The 13,031-nt window shown below is 73.2% G+C and carries 12 protein-coding genes; 8 read left to right on the forward strand and 4 right to left on the reverse strand.

Going from position 1 to position 13,031, the window contains the following annotated elements; genetic code table 11:
* Positions 1–175: 175 nt before the first annotated feature.
* Positions 176–2,578, reverse strand: a complete 2,403-nt coding sequence (locus AB0883_RS02260; protein WP_366638760.1) for a phosphoketolase family protein — start codon at positions 2,576–2,578, stop codon at positions 176–178.
* A 96-nt stretch (positions 2,579–2,674) separates the two neighbouring features.
* A complete protein-coding gene (locus AB0883_RS02265; RefSeq protein ID WP_366638761.1) occupies positions 2,675–3,532 on the reverse strand; it encodes a universal stress protein in 858 nt (285 codons plus the stop codon).
* 718 nt (positions 3,533–4,250) lie between these two features.
* On the opposite strand from AB0883_RS02265, the gene AB0883_RS02270 reads away from it, so the two are divergent.
* The gene (locus tag AB0883_RS02270; protein ID WP_366638763.1) at positions 4,251–4,844 is read left to right on the forward strand and encodes a hypothetical protein; all 594 of its coding nucleotides are present in this window, start codon (positions 4,251–4,253) and stop codon (positions 4,842–4,844) included.
* A 78-nt stretch (positions 4,845–4,922) separates the two neighbouring features.
* On the opposite strand, the gene AB0883_RS02275 is transcribed toward AB0883_RS02270, so the two are convergent.
* Together AB0883_RS02275 and AB0883_RS02280 are read right to left on the reverse strand one after the other, a co-directional pair.
* Positions 4,923–5,705 (reverse strand): PP2C family serine/threonine-protein phosphatase, encoded by a 783-nt coding sequence (locus AB0883_RS02275; RefSeq protein WP_366638765.1) that lies wholly within the window; start codon positions 5,703–5,705, stop codon positions 4,923–4,925.
* 104 nt (positions 5,706–5,809) lie between these two features.
* Complete coding sequence (locus AB0883_RS02280) at positions 5,810–6,244, reverse strand: VOC family protein (RefSeq protein ID WP_366638767.1); 435 nt, start codon at positions 6,242–6,244, stop codon at positions 5,810–5,812.
* A gap of 81 nt (positions 6,245–6,325) precedes the next feature.
* On the opposite strand from AB0883_RS02280, the gene AB0883_RS02285 reads away from it, so the two are divergent.
* From AB0883_RS02285 to AB0883_RS02315, 7 genes are all read left to right on the forward strand, one after another.
* Complete coding sequence (locus tag AB0883_RS02285) at positions 6,326–6,562, forward strand: HTH domain-containing protein (RefSeq protein ID WP_111218248.1); 237 nt, start codon at positions 6,326–6,328, stop codon at positions 6,560–6,562.
* Positions 6,562–7,140 (forward strand): Clp protease N-terminal domain-containing protein, encoded by a 579-nt coding sequence (locus AB0883_RS02290; protein WP_366638769.1) that lies wholly within the window; start codon positions 6,562–6,564, stop codon positions 7,138–7,140. The genes AB0883_RS02285 and AB0883_RS02290 overlap by 1 nt, the downstream gene beginning before the upstream one ends.
* 294 nt (positions 7,141–7,434) lie before the next feature.
* On the forward strand, positions 7,435–8,439 hold the full coding sequence (locus AB0883_RS02295; protein ID WP_366638770.1) for a diacylglycerol kinase family protein: 1,005 nt from the start codon (positions 7,435–7,437) through the stop codon (positions 8,437–8,439).
* On the forward strand, positions 8,432–9,433 hold the full coding sequence (locus AB0883_RS02300; protein WP_366638772.1) for a YihY/virulence factor BrkB family protein: 1,002 nt from the start codon (positions 8,432–8,434) through the stop codon (positions 9,431–9,433). The genes AB0883_RS02295 and AB0883_RS02300 overlap by 8 nt, the downstream gene beginning before the upstream one ends.
* Before the next feature lie 80 nt (positions 9,434–9,513).
* Positions 9,514–11,004: a phosphatase PAP2 family protein gene (locus tag AB0883_RS02305; protein ID WP_366638774.1), complete on the forward strand. Its 1,491-nt coding sequence runs from the start codon at positions 9,514–9,516 to the stop codon at positions 11,002–11,004.
* Between the two features lie 8 nt (positions 11,005–11,012).
* Entirely contained in the window at positions 11,013–11,816 is an 804-nt protein-coding gene (locus AB0883_RS02310) for an endonuclease/exonuclease/phosphatase family protein (RefSeq protein ID WP_366638775.1), read from the forward strand.
* A gap of 283 nt (positions 11,817–12,099) precedes the next feature.
* On the forward strand, positions 12,100–12,840 hold the full coding sequence (locus tag AB0883_RS02315) for a hypothetical protein (protein WP_366638777.1): 741 nt from the start codon (positions 12,100–12,102) through the stop codon (positions 12,838–12,840).
* Positions 12,841–13,031 lie beyond the last annotated feature (191 nt).

Consider the following 13,031-nt stretch of genomic DNA (forward strand, 5'->3'; position numbering starts at 1 on the left):
CGCGCTCACTGGGCTCGCCTTTCGTTCGCGACTGCGGGGGCTCGCAAGCTCACTCCTCGCGCTCACTGGGCTCGCCTTTCGTTCGCGACTGCGGGGGCTCGCAAGCTCACTCCTCGCGCTCACTGGGCTCGCCTTTCGTTCGCGACTGCGGGGCTCGCAAGCTCACTCCTCGCGCTCACTGGTCCCCCCGCAGTCCCGGGTCCGTCTCGCGGACCCAGCGCCACTCCGCGACCCGCGGGTCGTCCTCGCCGTGTTCGCGGGTGTAGTCACGGCAGGACTGCCGCGCGTCGACCATCTCCTGCCGCAGGTGGGCGGCCCGGTCGGCCAGCCCCGGCACCCGGTCGATCACGTCGATGACCAGGTGGAAGCGGTCCAGGTCGTTGAGCATCACCATGTCGAACGGCGTGGTGGTGGTGCCCTCCTCCTTGTAGCCGCGCACGTGCAGGTTGGCGTGGTTGGTGCGGCGGTAGGTGAGCCGGTGGATCAGCCACGGATAGCCGTGGTACGCGAAGATGACCTGCTTGTCCCGCGTGAAGATGGTGTCGAACTCCTTGTCCGACAGCCCGTGCGGGTGCTCGGTCGGCGGCTGGAGCCGCATCAGGTCGACCACGTTGACGACCCGCACCTTCAGCTCCGGCAGGTGCCGGTGCAACAGCTCCGCGGCGGCCAGCGTCTCGAGGGTCGGTACGTCCCCGGCGCAGGCCAGCACCACGTCCGGCTCGCTTCCGGCGTCCGTGCTGGCCCAGTCCCAGATCCCGATGCCGCGCCGGCAGTGCTGGACGGCCTCGTCCATCGACAGCCAGTTCGGGGCGGGCTGCTTGCCGGCCACCACCACGTTGATGTAGTGCCGGCTGCGCAGGCAGTGGTCCATGGTGGAGAGCAGGGTGTTGGCGTCCGGTGGCAGGTAGACGCGTACCACCTCGGCCTTCTTGTTCATCACGTGGTCGATGAAGCCCGGGTCCTGGTGGGAGAAGCCGTTGTGGTCCTGCCGCCACACGTGGCTGGAGAGCAGGTAGTTCAGCGAGGCCACCGGCTTGCGCCACGGGATGCCCCGGGTCACCTTCAGCCACTTGGCGTGCTGGTTGAGCATGGAGTCGACGATGTGGATGAACGCCTCGTAGCTGGTGAAGATGCCGTGCCGGCCGGTCAGCAGGTAGCCCTCCAGCCAGCCCTGGCAGAGGTGCTCGGAGAGGACCTCCATAACCCGACCGTCGGGGGAGAGGTGGTCGTCGCCGGGCACGGTGCCGGCCATCCAGGCCCGGCCGGTGACCTCGAACGCCGCGCCGAGCCGGTTCGAGGCGACCTCGTCCGGGCCGAAGAGGCGGAACGTCTGCGGGTTGGCGGTGATCACGTCGCGTACCCACGGGCCGAGGGCGCCGGTCGCCCCGGCCACGGTCTCGCCCGGCCGCTGCACGTCGACGGCGTACTCGCGGAAGTCCGGCAGCGCCAGGTCACGCAGCACCAGACCGCCGTTGGTGACCGGGTTGGCGCTCATCCGCCGCTCGCCGCGGGGCGGCAGCCCGGCCAGCTCGGCGACCGGTGCGCCGGTGGCGTCGAAGAGCTCCTCCGGCCGGTAGCTGCGCAGCCAGCGCTCCAGCTCGGCCAGGTGCTCCGGGTTCTTGCGTACCTCGGACAGCGGCACCTGGTGCGCGCGGTAGGTGCCCTCGACCTGCTTGCCGTCGACGTCGTGCGGCCCGGTCCAGCCCTTCGGCGTACGCAGGACGATCATGGGCCAACGGGGGCGCTCGACGGCGCCGCCCGAGCGGGCCCGCCGCTGGATGGCGGCGATCTCGTCCAGCGCCCGGTCCAGCGTGCCGGCGAGGGCCTGGTGCACCGTCGCCGGGTCGTCGCCGGCGACCACGTACGGCTCGTAGCCGAAGCCGCGCATCATCGCGAGCAGATCGTCCTCGCCGATCCGGTCCAGCACGGTCGGGTTGGCGATCTTGTAGCCGTTGAGGTGCAGGATCGGCAGCACCGCCCCGTCCCGGGCCGGATTCAGGAAGACGTTGGACAGCCAGCTGCCGGCCAGCGGACCGGTCTCCGCCTCCCCGTCGCCGATGACGCAGGCCACCAGCAGGTCGGGGTTGTCGAACGCCGCGCCGTAGGCGTGGCTGAGCGCGTACCCCAGCTCGCCGCCCTCGTGGATCGAACCCGGCACCTCCGCCGCCACGTGGCTGGGGATGCCGCCGGGAAAGGAGAACTGGCGGAACAGCCGTGCCATGCCGGCCTCGTCGCGGCCGATGTGGTGGTACACCTCGCTCCAGGTGCCCTCCAGCCAGGTGTTGGCGACGATCGCCGGGCCGCCGTGACCGGGGCCGGTGACGAACAGGGCCGACAGGTCACGGGCGACGATGACCCGGTTGAGGTGGGCGTAGAGCAGGTTCAGGCCGGGGCTGGTGCCCCAGTGGCCGAGCAGGCGTGGCTTGACGTGCTCGGGGGCCAGCGGCTCGCGCAGCAGGGGGTTGTCCAGCAGGTAGATCTGCCCGACGGTCAGGTAGTTCGCCGCCCGCCAGTAGGCGTCCAGCCGGCGCAGCTCGTCTTCGGTCAGGGGGCTGTGCAGGTCGAGAGCGGTGTCCATACTGCATGAGCCTCTCGCGGGTAGGGGAATCCTGCATTCTCAGCGCGCGGATTCGTCCGGGCCGGTCCCAGCATCGTCGGTCGGCGCCGGTGTGGATCAGGGCCGTTGGTCCTGTCGGCGCTGGGCGTTGCGCCCGTCTCCCGGAATCCCCGTCAGCCCGCGCACGACGATCAGCGGTGCGGGGGAGTGGTAGAGCAGCGCCTGGCTCACCGCGCCGAGCATGCCGCGCCACGGCTCGTCGCCCCGGGCGGCGACCAGCGCCACCTGCGCCGAGCGGGACTGCTCCACCAGGACGGTGCCGGGGTCGCCCCGGATCGTGTGGCACTCCGTGGCCACCGACGGGAACCGGCGCGCCGGCCGCGCCACCAACCCGGCGAGCAGTTCGGGATCCTCCCCGCCCTCCTCCGACTCGACGACGCGGACCGCTAACAGCCGCGCCTCCCGCCGGGCCGCGCACTCGAACGCCCACTCCAGCGCGTCCCGCGAGCTGTCGGAGCCGTCCACCCCGACCAGCACCGGCCCCTGCGGGGGCGGCTCCCGGCGGGCCACCAGCACCGGGCAGCCGGCGCGGGCGGCGAGCTGCACCGCCGGCGCGTCGACCGACACGCACTCCCCGCTGGTCGCCATGCCGCCGTCCCCGATCGCGAGCAGGAACGCCTGCTCCGACCGGCGGACCAGGGTGGCGATGAGGGCGCCCTCGACGATCTCGCCGCCGACCGGCAGCGCCGGCTCCACCTCGTGGGCGATCTCGGTGGCCCGGGAGATCAGCTCCTCGGCATCCGCGCGCGGCCCCGCGATCGACGGCGCCTCCAGCGCGGCCGTCCAGTTGAACGCGTGCAGCAGGCACAGCGGACGGCCGTGCGCGGCGGCCTCCTGCGCGGCAAGCCTGACCATCGGCAGGTTGCGTTCCGTGCCGAGCCCGACCAGCACCGCCGCGTCGGTGGCTGCGCCCATCCGAATCACCTCCGCAGGCGTCGCGCCCGGCCCTCCTGTCGAGGCTAGTCCCGCGGGTACCACGGTGGGGCGGGATCGCGGGCGACGGTGGGCTCTGGCTGCGTGTCGGCGGAATTGCGCCTTATGCGGGGCGCCACAACTGCATGATCGACGCCCGCCCCTGGGGAGGCGGGAGATCTTGGTAGGTAAGGGCCCTCTGAGGGGCGTTTGCCTACCAAGATCTCGGAGGTGCGGGCGGATCCGGTGCGCCGGTTGTCCGGTTTCAGGACTGTCGTCCGGGGGGTGTCGGTGGTCGATCACCCTTGTGCGCGTGTGATGAGGCGTGTGTCCGGTTCGGGGGTGTGATCGGGGGCATCGTGGGGGCGGAATCGTGGCGGGGGTGGGGTCGTTACACCCTGCGTACGACCGAGCAAGGCAAGGCAAGGCCGCGCGGCCCCGATGCCGGGCCCCGGAATGATGGCGGGCCGGTGGTCGTTACACATGGTCCGGCCGACGCGAGGGCAACCCCCGCCCCCGCGAGACAGGCCCCGGTGCGGGCCTCTACGGCTCGGACATCCGGCCGGTAGGGCCGATCTGATCTTTCCTCCGGTAACGCCGGAGATCCCCTCCAGTTCCTGCTGGAGTTTCCCCCTTGAGTTCATGAGCGCCGGACGGTGCTTGCATCCGCGTAGCCGATCCCCCTCGGCGTGGGTGCCAACCCCCGAACGGAGCATCTGCGATGAACACGATTCTGCGTAAGAGCGTTCTTGGTGTTGCTGGTCTGGCGTTTGCCGGTGGTGTGTTCGCCGGTCCCGTGACTGCTCAGGCGGGCCCGTCGGTGCCGTCGGCGGCTCCGGTCACCGCTGTGGCGGTGCAGGCGGACAAGCCGGACATGGGTGTGCTGGTGCCGCATGGTGTGCAGGGTGCGCAGTCGCGTATCGACCTGTCCGACGAGCAGGTCGCCAACGTCAAGGCCATCATCGCCGCGACGAAGAAGGCCGGTATGGACGAGCGGGCCGCCGTGGTCTCCATCGCGACCGCGTTGCAGGAGTCGAAGCTGGAGAACCTGGGTCATCTGGGTGACCGCAACGACCACGACTCGCAGGGCCTGTTCCAGCAGCGCCCCTCCAGCGGGTGGGGCACGGTCGAGCAGATCACCGACCCGGAGTACTCGACGACGGCGTTCCTCAAGGGCCTCAAGCAGGTCGACGGGTGGCAGGACATGCCCCTGACCAAGGCCGCGCAGACGGTGCAGGTGTCGGCGTACCCCGACCACTACGCCCAGTGGGAGCAGCAGGCCGCCGACCTCGTCGCCGAGCACTGGAACAGCTGACAACAATGAGTGAAAGCCGCTGGCCGGCACCCCCACCCGGGGTGCCGGCCAGCGGCGTCTGCGTCGGGTCGGCCCCTGTCAGCGGGGAGCCGGGGCGTGGACCCGGACGACCACGGCGGTGGCGTTGTCGTCGCCGCCGGCCTCCAGGGTGCCGTCGAGCAGGTCCCGCACCGCCTCGTCCGGTCGCGGTGCCGCCAGGAGTTCGCGCATCAGGTGGTAGTCGACCTGGTCGCTGACGCCGTCGGTGCAGAGCAGCCAGACGTCGCCGGGGCGCAGCGACACCGCGAGCACGTCCGGCTCCGGCTCGTCCGGATGGCCGGCGTAGCGGGTGAGCTGGTAGCGGGCCCGACCGGCGGCGGGGGAGTCGGCCGGGTACCAGCCGTGCAGCACGCCCAGCCAGGCCGCCGTGTGGTCGACGGTGACGAGTTCCAGCAGGCCGTCGCGCAGCCGGTAGGCGCGGGAGTCGCCGAGCTGCACGAGCCAGCCCTGCCCGCCGTCGGGCTCCACGAGCAGGGCCGTCAGGGTGCAGCCGGTCAGCTCCGCCAGTTGGGCGCCGGCGGCGCGTACGGCCGACTGGACGTGGCCCACGGCGGCGCGCAACTGGCGCGCGCCGACCGTGGGCCAGGCGGCTTCGACCCGCGCGACCAGGGTGCCCATGGCCGTCGTGCCGGCGCGGCGGCTGCCCTCGCCGCCGCCCATGCCGTCGGCCACCGCGACGAACGGCAGTACGGGGTCGACGTGCAGCACGTCGAAGTTGGCCGGGTAGCGGTTGCCGACCACGGTGCCGCCGGCGAACTCCAGCGTGACCTCGCCGAGCGGGAGACGGCGTACGTCACCGGGCACGGTGACCTCGGCCGTCACGGGGCACGGTGACCTTGGTGCGGCGGCCGGCGGAGGAGGGCACCGGCGGATCGTACTGCGGGTTCTCGGCGAAGGTGATCCGGGTCGCCGCGCTCGCGGGCCGCTCAGTCGAGACAGAACTCGTTGCCCTCGACGTCCTGCATCACGAGGCACGACTCGTTGTGCTCGTCGGCGAGCAGCAGTCGTACGCGTACCGCGCCGAGCGCGACCAGTCGCGCGCATTCGGCCTCGAGCGCGGCCAGGCGTTCCTCGCCCACGAGCCCGGTGCCGACCCGTACGTCAAGATGCAGTCGATTTTTGACGACCTTGCCTTCGGGTACGCGCTGGAAGAACAGTCGCGGGCCCGCGCCTGAGGGATCGACGCAGGCGAACGCTGAACCCTGTCGCTCAGGCGGCAGTGCGCGATCGAAATCGTCCCAGCTCGCGAACCCCTCCGGTGGGGGCGGTACGACGTATCCCAACACCTCGCACCAGAAGCGGGCGACGCGCTCGGGTTCTGCGCAGTCGAAGGTGACCTGGACCTGCCTGACCGACGTCATCGGCCCACCATAGCGGCGGTGCTCAGCCGCGGGGTGTCAACATGGGTTGACAAGGCGGTGCTGTCAACGTAAGTTGACGACATGAGTCAGGCGACGGAACTCGCGGCGGCAGCCGGCAGCACCGACCCCCGGGTCGGGCTGCGCGCCGTCCGTGCGCTGCGCCGGTTGCTCGAACGCCTCGAGGTGGTCCAGGTGGACAACGCCCGTCGACAGGGCTGGTCCTGGCAGGAGATCGCCGACGCGCTCGAGGTCAGCCGGCAGGCGGTCCACAAGAAGCACGCCGGTCGTCCGGCGGTCGGATCCTCCTGGGAGGCGTGATGTTCGAACGGTTCACCGACCGGGCCCGCACGGTCGTGCGGCACGCCCGGGACGAGGCCCGGACCGAGGGCCAACGGCCCGTCGGGACCGAGCACCTGCTGCTCGCCCTGCTCTCCGACGGCGACAGCCTCGCCGCCCGGGTGCTCGCCGAGGCCGGCCTGCGCGCCGACGACCTGCGGGCCCGCGTCCGCCGGCACACCGAGCGGGGAGCCACCGGCCTCGCCGACGCCGACGCCGCAGCCCTGCGCGAGATCGGCATCGACCTGGCCGCCATCGTGGCCCGGATCGAGGAGTCCTTCGGCCCGGACGCGCTGCGCGAGGCCGCGCCGGCGCCGCGCCGCCGCTGGGGTCGTCGGCGGTACGCGGGCGGCCCCTTCTCCCCGCGTGCCAAGAAGGTGCTGGAGCTGGCGCTGCGGGAGGCGTTGCGACTGCGCCACCGCCACATCGGCACGGAGCACATCCTGCTCGGCGTGCTCCGCGAGGGGCAGGGGCTGGGCGCCCTGGTGCTCGCCGAGGCCGGAGCCGACCTCGACGACCTGCGCCGCCGCGTGGAAACCGCCCTCCGCACCCCCGCCTGACCACCCACCCACCCCCACCCCGGCCCACACCCCCGGCCCAGCGCGTCGATCATGAGGTTGGCGGTGACGTCGATCTCCAGGACTGCGGCCAACCTCATGATCGACGGGGCGCGGGCGGGGCGCCGACGGGGCGCCGACGGGCCGCCGACGGGGCGCCGGCGGGGCGAGGTGGGGCCGGTGGGCGAGGGGACAGCGCAGAGGGACAGCGTGGGCGGGGGCAAACGCGTTTTCGCTGCGCGTAAGGTCACCGTCCGCCGGGTCGCTGCCGTGCCGGATCTGCTGCACACTGGCGCCGTGGATCCTCGACAGGACAAGCGACGCGCGGCGCCCGACGGCGGCCTGCGCTCCGCCGTGGTGGTCAACCCGGTGAAGGTGGCCGACCTCGACGAGCTGCGGCGGACGGTCCACGACGCCCTCGCCGCGGCCGGCTGGCCCGAGCCGCTGTGGTTCGAGACCACGGTCGAGGACCCGGGCCGCGGTCAGACGCAGCAGGCGGTCGAGGCCGGCGTGGACGTCGTCTTCGCCTGCGGCGGCGACGGCACCGTGATGGCCTGCGTCAGCGGCCTGGTCGGCACCGACGTGGCGCTCGCCGTGCTGCCCCAGGGCACCGGCAACCTCCTCGCGGCCAACCTGGGTCTCTCGGGTGACCTGGCCGCCGGGCTGGAGGTCGCCGTCGAGCGGGGCCGCCGGCTGCTCGACGTCGGCGCGGTCGAGGACCACTACTTCACCGTCATGGCCGGCATGGGCTTCGACGCCCAGATGCTCGCCGACACCTCCGAGACCACCAAGAAGCGGATCGGCTGGCCGGCGTACGTGGTGGGGGCCGCCCGGCACCTGCGCGACCGGCCGATGAAGGTCTCCATCCGCATCGACGACCAGCAGCCGATCCGCCGCCGGGCCCGCTCCGTGCTCGTCGCCAACGTGGGTCGCCTCCAGGGCGGCGTACGCCTGCTCACCGACGCCGAACCGGACGACGGCTACCTCGACGTCGCGGTGCTCACCCCGCGTACGCTGCGGCACTGGCTCGCGCTCGGCTGGGCGGTCGTCCGCAAGCAGGACAGCGTGCCCCGGATGGAGGTCTTCCGGGTCCGACGGGTGGAGATCACCAGCAACCGGGCCCAGCCCCGGGAGCTCGACGGCGACCTCATCGAGCCGGGCCGCACCCTCAGGGCCGAGATCCGGCGGCGGGCGCTGTGGCTCTGCGTGCCGCAGCCGGCGCAGGATCCCGACCTGGCCGAGGACGCGCAGGCGGCCGCCGAGCGTGGTGAGCAGCTCATCGAGGACGCGCGCCGTGAGTAGCACCCGGATGGTGCCGGAGACCCGGCTGATGTCCGACGAGGAACTCAACGCCGACGACGCCTGGCACACACTGCGCCGGCAGGGCGGCTGGCACCTGCTGCGCGACGCCTTCATCCGGTTCCGCTACGGCGACGGGTTCAGCCACTCGCGGGCCTTCGCGCTGCAACTCTGCCTCGCCGTGGTGCCGTTCCTGATCGCGCTGACCGGCCTGATCAGCGAACTCGGCGTGGAGGAGGGCGGCCAGGTGGTCGCCGACACGGTGCTCGCGCTCACCCCCGGGGCGAGCGAACCGATGGTGGCCGAGCTGCTCGGCGAGGGGGACCGCACCGAACGCGCCGGGGAGCTGGCGCTTGGCCTCGGCATGCTCACCGGCCTGGTCGCGCTGACCACCACCATGGCCCAGATCGAGCGCGGCGCCAACCGGATCTACGGCGTGGAACGCGACCGGCCCGCGCTGTGGAAGTACGTCCGCGCCAGCATCCTCGCCCTCACCGCCGGCGTACCGGCGCTCACCGGGTTCCTGATCCTCGTCGGCGGCGGCCCGATGGGCGACTCGGTGCAGCGGCACTACGCCTGGGGCGAGTTCGCCAACGGCCTCTGGAACGTGGTGCGCTGGCCGCTCAGCCTGGGCCTGACCGTCCTCGCCGTCGCGGTGATCTTCCGGCACGCCCCCCGCCGCAAGCAACCCGGCCTGTCCTGGCTCTTCTTCGGCGCCGGCATCGCCACCGCGCTGTGGTGGTTGGCCAGCCTGCTGCTCGCCGCGTACGTGCGGTTCAGCGGCGGGTTCGGCCAGACGTACGGGGCACTGACCGGGATGATGGCGCTGCTGCTCTGGGCCAACCTGACCGGCATGGCGCTCTTCGGTGGACTGTCCTTCGCCGCCCAGCTGGAGGCGCTGCGCATCGGGGTGCGCGAGCCCGCCCAGCCCGACCTCTGGGAGCCCGAGACCCAGCGCCAGGAGACCCACGACACCGGCGAGATGAGCTCCCTGTAGCTCCGCATCGGACACCCCTTCGGTGTACGCGGAGCGCCGATCGGGTAATGCGGCACGCCAGAAGCGAGAGGGAGGCTGCCGTGGGCGCGGTCAAAGAGGCGTTACGACGACCCTTGGGTCACTTCACCGAGCGGACCCTCGCCGGCCTGGCGATCGTGCTCGGTGCCGGGGTCGGTTTCGGGGTGCTCCTCGTCCTGGTCCGGACCCGGTGGTCACCGCTCTACGACGTCGACCACGGCGTGGCCCAGTGGCTCAACGACCTGGTCGCCCCGCACGGGCCGCTGGTGACCGTGCTCAACGCGCTCACCGACCTGGGCGGGCGGGCGGTCATCGTCTGGCTGGTGTCGGTCGCCGTGGTCGGCCTGCTGATCCGCAAGCAGGGCCGGCTCGCGGTGTTCCTGATCGTCACCGGCGTCGGCGCCCTCGTCCTCGACCCGGCGCTGAAGACGCTGGTGGACCGGCTGCGCCCCGAGGTGGAGGTGCCCATCGGCACGTACGCCGGGGACAGCTTCCCCAGCGGGCACGCGCTCGGCTCGATGGTCGCGTACGGGGCGCTGCTGCTGGTCTTCCTGCCGGCCATGTCGCGCCGCTGGCGCAAGCCCGCGATCGCCCTGGTCGCCGTCGTCGTGTTCCTCATCGGCCTGACCCGGATCGCGCTGGGCGTGCACTTCGTCTCGGACGTGCTCGGGGCCTGGCTGCTCGGCGCCGCCTGGCTCGGCGTAACCGCGTACGCCTTCCGGCTCTGGCGGCTGGAGCGTGGCCGGCCGGTCCCGGCGCTCAGCGACGGGCTGGAGCCGGAGGCCGCGCACGACGTGGCGCCCGCCCCCGACGAGGCGCACCTGCTGCCGCACCCCCGGGCCGCCGTCTTCGAGCTGATCGTCGGCTGGGTGCTGATCCTCGGCGCGCTCTACGGCTTCGGCATGCTCGTCAGCTACCACGCCGGCGGCACCTTCTTCGCCACCCTGGACACGGACGTGCCGAGGTGGTTCGCCGAGCACCGCACCCCCGGCCGGGACGACTTCAGCTACTGGTGGAGCAAGGTCGGAGACACCCACGCCATCCTGCTCATCTCGCTGGTCTTCTGCCCGCTCGTGCTCGCGGTGTGGCGGCGCTGGCGGCCGGTGCTGTTCGTGGCGCTGACCATGTTCGGCGAGCTGACCCTCTTCCTCGCCTCCGCCGCCGCGGTCGACCGGCCGCGCCCGCCCGTCGGCAACCTCGACGGGCCGATGCCGACCTCCTCCTTCCCGTCCGGCCACATCGCCGCCACGCTCTGCGTCTGGGTGGCGATCGCGGTGATCGTCTTTCCGCGTACCGACCGGTGGTGGCGGTGGGTCTTCGTGGGGCTCGCGGTCGTGATGCCGGCCGGCGTGGCGATCAGCCGGATGTACCGGGGGATGCACCACCCCACCGACTTCATGGGCGCGATCATCCTCACCACCCTCTGGATCGGGCTGCTCTACTGGGTGGTCCGCCCCAACGAGGACCTGCGCGAGGGCAACCGGCCGAGCATCGAGTCCGAGGACGTGCACACCCTCGATGACGAGCTGGCCAAGGCCGGTCGGGCGGACTGACGCCGCCGATGCTGCGGGCGATGACCTGGAACATCCGGACCGGCGGCCGGGACTCCGGCGGCGCCGACCGCCGGGACCTGCTGGTCCGGGTCGTCGCCGACGAGCGGCCGGACGTGCTGGCGTTGCAGGAGCTGCGGGGCTTCGACTCCGGTGACGTGCTCGCCGACTTCGCGGGCCGGGTGGGGATGCGTCCCCACCTGGCCCGTTCCTGCTTCGGCCAGCCGGTGGCGGTGCTGCTGCGCCCGCCGCTGCGCGCCCTCGCCGCGACCCGGGTACGCCGGCCGTTCCACCACGCCGCGCAGCGGGTCACCGTGGCGACCAGCGCCGGCCCGCTGACGGTGCTGAGCGTGCACCTCGACCCGTACCGGGGGCTGCGGCGGCGCGTCGAGGCGGGCTGGGCCGCCGCCGCGCTGCGCCGCGCGCCGGGGGAACTGGGGCTGCTGGCCGGCGACCTGAACACCCTCGACCCGGTCGCCGACCATACCGAGCGCATCGCCCGGCTCCCGGCCGCGTACCGCCGCCGTCATCTGCGCCGGGACGGGCGGACGGTGGAGACCCGGGCGGTGGCCCGGCTGCTCGCCGCCGGCCTGGTCGATCTGTACGCGGCGGCGGGAGCACCCGACGGCGGGCTGACCGCGCCCACCCGGCACGGCGGCGGGGCGGAGTTCTCCGGGATGCGGCTGGACTACCTGCTCGGCACGGCGGCGCTCGCCGGCCGGGTGCGGGGCTGCCGGGTGCTCCGGGGCGGCGAGGCCGAGTACGCCTCCGACCACTACCCGGTCGTGGCGGACCTGGACCTCGACCCGGCCTGACGGCCTGACCGCCCTGACCGCCCGCCCTGACCGCCCGCCTGACCGTCCGCCCTGACCGCCGGTCTGTCGGCCCGGTCGCCGCGTCGCCCCGGTCGGCTCACCGGTCCGATCGCCTCGTCAGCTCGGTCGCCTCGTCGGCTCGGTCGCCGCGTCGCCCCGGTCGGCTCACCGGTCCGATCGCCTCGTCGCCCCGATCGCCTCGCCGGTCCGATCGCCTCGCCGGCTCCGGTCCGTCCGGCGGGCCGCGACGGCGGGCGTTGCCGGTGCCGACTACCGTGAGCCGGTGATCGACTCGCCGAGCCCGGAGCCGGGACGCACCGGGTCGCCACCCGCTCCGCTGCTGGTCGCCGTCGCCCGGGGGATCGCGCTGGTCGTGGTGGTGCCCCTGCGGTTGGTCTGGGAACTGGTCGCCGCCGTCGGCCGTTGGCTGCACCGTTGGCTGCTTGCGCCGGTCGGCCGGTTCCTGGACCGCTGGCTGCTGCGGCCGCTGGGCTGGCTGCTGCGGATCCTGGTGTGGGTGCCCCTGGTGTGGCTCGGCCACGGCCTGGGCTGGCTGTTCCGGACGTTGATCTGGGTGCCTGCGGTGTGGCTGGCCCGTGGGCTGGCCTGGCTGGCCAGGACGGTGGTGTGGGTGCCGCTGGCCTGGCTGGCGTACCACCTGATATGGGTGCCGCTGCGCTGGCTGGCCCGGCTCCTCGCGCCGCTCGGACGCCTGCTCGTGGCGGGGCTCGTGGCGGTCGGCCGGTGGCTGGCGGCGGCGGGCCGGGTGCTGCTGGACGCGCTCGCGTGGGCCTGGTGGGCGGCCGGCCGGCTGCTCTGGTGGTGCTACGCGCTCACGCTGCGGCCGTTCGTGCTCGGGGCGGGCTGGCTGTGGCGGCACGCCGTCCGCCCGGTGGGGCGGGCGGTGGCCGCCGCGTGGCGGGCGACGGTGTCGCCGGCCGTCCGTTGGGTGCGCCGCGCCGTCGTGGACCCGGTCCGCCAGGCGACCCGTGAGGCGCTGACCGCCCTCGGCCTGCGCGGCTGACCGCGCGCCGCCGGAGTTGAGCGGTGCCCGAGCGAGATCTTGGCGCGAAACGGCCCCTCCAGGGGCACTCCCGCACCAAGATCCCGGGGGCCGGGGCCGGGGCCGGGGCGGAGTCGGGGCCGGAGTCGGGGTCGGGGCTACAGGAGCAGGTTGAGCAGGACGGTCAGGACGACCGACGCGACGATCGAGAA

This window comes from Micromonospora sp. NPDC047812, assembly GCF_040704175.1.
Lineage (GTDB): Bacteria > Actinomycetota > Actinomycetes > Mycobacteriales > Micromonosporaceae > Micromonospora.